Source organism: Aurantimonas aggregata, assembly GCF_010500835.1.
Lineage (GTDB): Bacteria > Pseudomonadota > Alphaproteobacteria > Rhizobiales > Rhizobiaceae > Aurantimonas > Aurantimonas aggregata.
This window is the reverse complement of the sequence record NZ_JAAAMJ010000059.1, coordinates 1-5,733: the sequence shown is the minus strand read 5'-3', so window position 1 is coordinate 5,733 and position 5,733 is coordinate 1. Positions and strand designations below refer to the sequence as shown.

The window sequence follows — 5,733 nt, the reverse complement described above, 5'->3', positions numbered from 1 at the left end:
CGCCTTGAACCTGCCGCGTCGCAGTTCCGGCGGGACGACCGCCTCGACCGCTTCCAGCTTTTCCGACGGGTCCATGCGCAGATAGGTTTCCGTAGTGCGGATGTCGGCGTGACCGAGCCACAGGGCAACCTTGCGCACGTCGCGAGTGGCTTGCAGCATGATGATTGCGCAACTGTGCCGAAGCTGATGAGGCGAGACGCTTCGGCCACGCAGCGAGGAACAGGCATTGGCCGCCCGGTGCACGTGCTTGTCGAGCACGTACTCGAAGCCAGCCCGAGTCATGGGTTCACCCTGAGCGTTGACGAAGAGTTCCGGCACTCGCGCCGCACTCCTGACGCCCAGCCAAGCGCGAAGATCCCTTGCGGTCTCCTTCCAGAGCGGCAGACATCGTTCCTTGCGGCCCTTGCCTCGGATGGTCACGCTCGCCCCGTTTCGGAACGACAGGTCTTCAGCAAGGAGACCGACAAGTTCCGACACGCGAAGCCCTCCGGCGAAGCACAGATGCATCATCGCCCGGTCGCGGATGCCGGATTTGGTCGCAAGGTTGGGCGCGTCGAGAATTGCTCGGATCTCTTCCATCCCTAGGTGCCGGACGAGCTTTTGATCATGACGCTTGACCGGGATAGCATGGATGCGGCCGATCTGTTCCAGCGCTTCCGGGACGCGGTGCTCCACGTAGCGCATGAACGTCTTGATGGCAGCAAGCCGAAGGTTGCGCGTGGAAGCGCCGTTGCCGCGCTCCTTTTCGATATGGTGAAGGAACGCTGTGATCGTCGGCGCGTCGATATCCTCGACCGTCAGTGCGGACGGGCGGCGGCCGAGCCGTCCGGCGGCGAAGTCGAACAGCAGCCTGAAGCTGATCGCATAGGCCTCGCAGCTTCTCGGGCTGTAGCCCCGCTGGCGGGGCATGTAGTCGCGCAGGAAGCCGGTGACGAGGGGCGCGAGCGGCGTCATCGGGCGCTCTCCGCGACCAGCCCCTCGGCCGCCGTGGCGATGTCCGCCATCATCTCCGGCGTCGCCTGGAGATACCAGTAGGTGTTGCGGATTTCGGAATGGCCGAGATAGGTCGACAAGGCGACGAAGTGCCGGGCGACGGCACGGCTCTCGGCGGCGCACTGCTCCAGCGCCCGCGTCGCGAAGGTATGGCGCAGGTCGTGGATGCGGGGCCGCCGCCTTCGCTCAGGCGCGATCGCCGCTCGCCGCAGGAGGGACCGGAACGTCTGGTTCACCGTCGTCGAGCACAAGGCCCGCCGCCGGGTGGACGGGAACAGCCATCCGCAGCCACCGACACGCCGTCGGTGTAGATCGAGATAAAGCCGGAGCGCTTCGACGACCGTCGCATGCAAGGGGACGAGCCGGCTCTTTCGGAACTTGGTTTCCCGGATGCGGAGCACGCCCTCGGGTCCGACGTCGTCGAGCCGGAGCGTCAGAGCTTCGGACAGGCGCAGTCCCGTGGCTGCGATCAGCCCGAACAGCATGACGTAGAGCTGGCTGCGAAGCGGATTGGGCTTCTGGGGGCGCAACGCGCCCGCCGCATCGAGGATGCGGGCAATTTCCTCCCGGGTGTAGATGTAGGGTATCGGCCGCGTCTTCCGGCTCCGCTCGAAGCCGGCGCGCGGAACCTCGTGCCGGAGATCCTCTGCGCGAAGGAAGCGGGCGAACAGGACGAGATCCGTCAGGCGCCTTTCGCGCCCGCCCGGCGTGCGGGCAGCCACCGCCAGCCAGTCGAGCGCGCACCCCGTGCGGATATGGCTTTCGCCGCCGCTTTCCGCGAAGCAAGCGAAAGCGCGAAGATGCCGCTCGGCCTTGACCAGCTTGTAGCCGAGCGCGCGGCGCAGCGCGATGTAGCGTTCGACGTCGACGCTCAGCATGGCAGCCTCCCGCCCCAGGGCTGGGCGATCTCCGTGAGGAGACTCATGTCGACCTTCGCGTAGATGACCGTGATCGAGGGGGAGCGGTGCCGCAACACGGCACCGACGCCGGCAAGGCTAGCCCCGCCTCGCAGCATGGCCGTCGCGGCGGAATGCCGAAGAAGATGGGATCCGCGTTGCGCGCTCTCGATCCCGGCCCTGTCGAGGGCGCGTCGCACGATGCACTTCACGGCGATGCGGCCGATGGGCCGGATCGGCGCTGCCTGGGTTAGGAACACCCGCATCGTCGCGAGGCGTGGCCGCTCCCGCTCCATGTAGGCGAGGATCGCCTCGCCGATCTCCTGCGTGAGCGGCAGATGCTCTCGTCGGCGCATCTTTCCGGCAAGCGCGATGCGACCATCCTTCCAGTCGATGTCATCGAAAGTGAGGTCGGCGACTTCGCTTGCCCGCAGACCCAGGCGCGCCAGGAGAAGGATGACGGCCCGGTCGCGAAGACGCTCTTCGCCGTCGCAGGCTGCAAGCAGGCGATCGAGTTCGTCCTGGCCGAGGAAGCCCGGCGTCGGCGCCAGCTTCCATCGCGCAAAGCCCGGTACCGCCCGATCCCGTCCGACCGGACATTCTTCCGTCGCGATAAGATAGCGAAGATAAGCCCTCGTCGCGACCGCGATGCCCTGGGCTCGTCCACGTCCGTGCGGCCGGGCTCGTTCGAGCACGAAGCCGCGGATCGCGGCGGCCGTGTAGGCCGTCGGATCGGCGCCGAGCGAGGACACGAGATCGATAAGGACCCGCTGGTAGAGGTCGAGCGTGGAGTCCGCAATACCACGCTCTTCCCGCATCCAGCGCCGGAACGCCGCCAAGGTCGGCCAAGTCTCTTCCAGCGTTGGGCGCCGTTCGCACGGCAGCTCCGCGCTCTCGCGCAGATAGACGACGAACAGCTTCGCGGCACCCTGGGGCGCACGCGGTGTCCGCCCGCCCCGGAACACCGGAGCCGAGGCGGCAAGCCCAGCCGGAAGCATTTCCAGATCGAAGCCCCGCTCGCGCACCCAATCGCCCCACACGGCCAGCAGGCGCACCAGTTCCGTGATCGTGGCAGGGGAGTAGTGCTGCCGCTCAAGCCAATGCCGGAAGCCATCGACATGCGGTTGTAGCCAGACAAGGCGGGTTTCTACGCTGCGGCGATGCCAGCGTTTGGGTTTGGTCATCATGCTTCTCCTTCGGATGATCGCGCCGGAGACAATCCGGCGAACCGATCAGGCCGAAGGTTTCAGAAGCTTTCCATCGCCGCGCGACCATCAGAACAGTGATAACTCTCGCGGTTCGACCGTCATACCGGTCGTCGGCGAGAACGATTCCATCGCGTAGCCGAGCGTCCGGTACCCAGCCCGCCGCTTCGCCGCCATCCGCGCCAGGACCGGCACCGCGCCGTCCACGTAGTCCACGACGAGGACATCGCGCTTGCGCGCATGACGGCGATGGAGCCGACCGACATACTGTGCCAGCGTTCCTTTCCATGAGATCGGCATCGTCAGGAACAACGTGTCGAGCCGGGCATCGTCGAAGCCCTCCCCGATATAGCGGCCTGTGGCGAGAACCAGCCGCTCTTCCTCATCGGGAACCTTCAGAGCCGCTTCCGCGCCCGCGCGCTCCGAAGCCGACATTCCACCGCGCAGAACCGCGACATGCCTCACGAACGGACCGAAGCGCTCTTCCAGGCGAAGGAGGTGGTCCTTGCGCTCCGTCAGAACGATCGGAGAGCGCTTCGCTTCAAGAGCCTCCAGCACGTCGTTGAAGATGAGGTCGTCACGCGCGTCGTCACGCGCCAGGGCCGCATAAATCGCCGGCATGGCAGGGCGCTCGGCTTCGGCGATGGCGGCAGGGAGTTCAAACCGCGTCGTACGCTCACGAACCCGGTGCCGGATGCCGCGCTCGAAGGCTTGCGTGCGCGCGTCGACCCTGTGGCGGACCGGACCGCACTGCATGAAGATGATCGGATGGTGCCCGTCCTTGCGCGCCACCGTCGCGGACAGCCCGAGAACGAAGCGGGCCTTCGCCCGCCGCGCGACCTGTTCGAAGCTCGTCGCCGACAAATGATGGCATTCGTCCACGACCAGATGGCCGTAGTTCGCGACTAGGTCGTCGACCTCGCCGTTCCTAACGAGGCTCTGAATGAGGGCAATATCGACGACCCCCGTCGGCTTGCGCTTGCCCCCGCCCACCATGCCGACAAGCTTCGGATCGATATCCAGGAAGGATCGCAGCCGCTCTACCCACTGTCCGAGGAGTTCTCGGCGATGCACCAGGACAAGCGTGTTCCGCGCGCGATGGGCAATCAGCGCGGCGGACAGCACGGTCTTGCCGAAGGCCGTCGTGGCGGCGAGGACACCCGTGTCGTGCTCGGCGATGTCTGCGAAGGCCTTTTGTTGGGAGACCGACAACTCCCCAACGAAGGACAAGCCCGCCGGCAACGCTTCACCGGGCGTACGCCGGTCCTTCACTCGCAGACCGATGCCGTGGCTTCGTGCCAGCGCGGCCATTTCGTCCACGCAGCCGCGCGGAAGCGCGACATGGCGTGCATGAAGCTCGGCGCACGAGACGATCCGCGGCTTGCCGAAGGTCGGGAGCCGCATGGCCTGGGCCCGATGGAACTCCGGGTTCTGGAACGCCGCCACTCGGATGAACTGGGCGACCAGCTCCGGCGGCATGTCCGTCCGTTCCAGATAAAGCTGGTCGGCGCTCACGACCTTCAACTCCCTGGGAAGAGCTATGGTGCTCGTCACAGGACAGGCCTTTCGGGACGGCAGCATTCGCCAAGGCTCGTCAGCGAACTCGTCGTCCACCGGCATCCTCACACCGAGAATGCGTCCGGACGCTTCCGCCTCGCCTGCGATCCGGAAGACGCGATCGGCCCGGTTGCGGGCCAGCGTAGACAGGAAGGCCCACTGGTCGTCGAATGGCCGAAGATTGTCGTCGACGAAGACGCTGTTGCCCTCTTCGCGTGCTCGCCGCTGCAAAGGAAGCGCGATCAGATTGCCGAAGCCGCCGACCGGCATCGTGTCCTGGTTCGGGAAGAGCCGGTCATAGGAGGAGAACCCGATCTCCGGTCGCCTCTCCATCGTCTCCGTGATCAACGCCGCCCCCATCTGACGCGCCGTTCGCGCCGGCACCGGCTCCGCGAAGAATATCCAGACGTGGCCGCCATTGCCGGAGCGCGAACGCTCAAGGGCCGCGGCAATGCCCTTGTCGCGGCACGTACCCAACAGCGCGAAGGCATCTTGCGCCCATGCCTCCTTGTCGAAGTCGGCTGCCAGGAACCAGCACGTCTCGTCCGCGAGCAGCGGGTATACACCGGCGACGTATGCGCCCCCGCGCCCGTCGCTACCTCGTAGATGTCGCTCGACGACTTCGTCTGTTACGGGAACGAACGCCTGATGCGGACAATCCGTGCATTTGACCTTCGGCTTGCCGCACACACCTCGCACCCATTCATTGGAGCAGGCTGGCGAGTAGCCGGATCGGCCGTCCTTGCGGTTCTCCCAGCGCACCGGAAAGACGTCCGATCGCCCCGCGAACAGGCGGCGGAACAAAGTGACCTTCTCGGATGACGGCGAGCCATTGCCGAGCGGGGCGCCCTCGAAGGGGACAATGACCGGCTCCGCGACAGAAACGGAAGCCAAGTCCGTCTCCAGAGAGGAAAGCTCCGCCTTGATCTTCGACCGCTCGCCATCGAGGTCGGCCAGACGTCGTTGGAGACGGGTAATCTCTCGCTCGATCCCGACCTTGCTCACCTAATCCGTCTCCACGGGTTCAACCATCGCCGTGCGAAGCATCCTTGCCAACATCGCGATAAACTCAAGTCAAACGA

At 65.8% G+C, this 5,733-nt stretch carries 4 protein-coding genes; all 4 read right to left on the bottom strand.

All coding sequences use genetic code 11. The features are described 5' to 3' along the window. The coding region (locus tag GTW51_RS23115; protein WP_163046373.1) for a tyrosine-type recombinase/integrase at nt 1–954 on the bottom strand (954 nt) is incomplete at its 3' end. Beyond that, nucleotides 951–1,871, bottom strand: coding sequence for a tyrosine-type recombinase/integrase (locus GTW51_RS23110; RefSeq protein WP_163046372.1), 921 nt, complete (start codon nt 1,869–1,871; stop codon nt 951–953). The genes GTW51_RS23115 and GTW51_RS23110, both read right to left, overlap by 4 nt. Beyond that, nucleotides 1,865–3,073, bottom strand: a complete 1,209-nt coding sequence (locus tag GTW51_RS23105) for a tyrosine-type recombinase/integrase (RefSeq protein ID WP_163046371.1) — start codon at nt 3,071–3,073, stop codon at nt 1,865–1,867. Before GTW51_RS23105 ends, GTW51_RS23110 begins: the two co-directional genes overlap by 7 nt. Nucleotides 3,074–3,163: 90 nt before the next feature. Next, nucleotides 3,164–5,656, bottom strand: coding sequence for a TOTE conflict system archaeo-eukaryotic primase domain-containing protein (locus tag GTW51_RS23100; RefSeq protein WP_163046370.1), 2,493 nt, complete (start codon nt 5,654–5,656; stop codon nt 3,164–3,166). Nucleotides 5,657–5,733: the final 77 nt, after the last annotated feature.

Excerpts from the sequence above, each read along its gene's own strand:
- GTW51_RS23110 (WP_163046372.1), bottom strand. The coding sequence starts at position 1,871 with ATGCTGAGCGTCGACGTCGAACGCTACATCGCGCTGCGCCGCGCGCTC.
- GTW51_RS23105 (WP_163046371.1), bottom strand. The coding sequence starts at position 3,073 with ATGACCAAACCCAAACGCTGGCATCGCCGCAGCGTAGAAACCCGCCTT.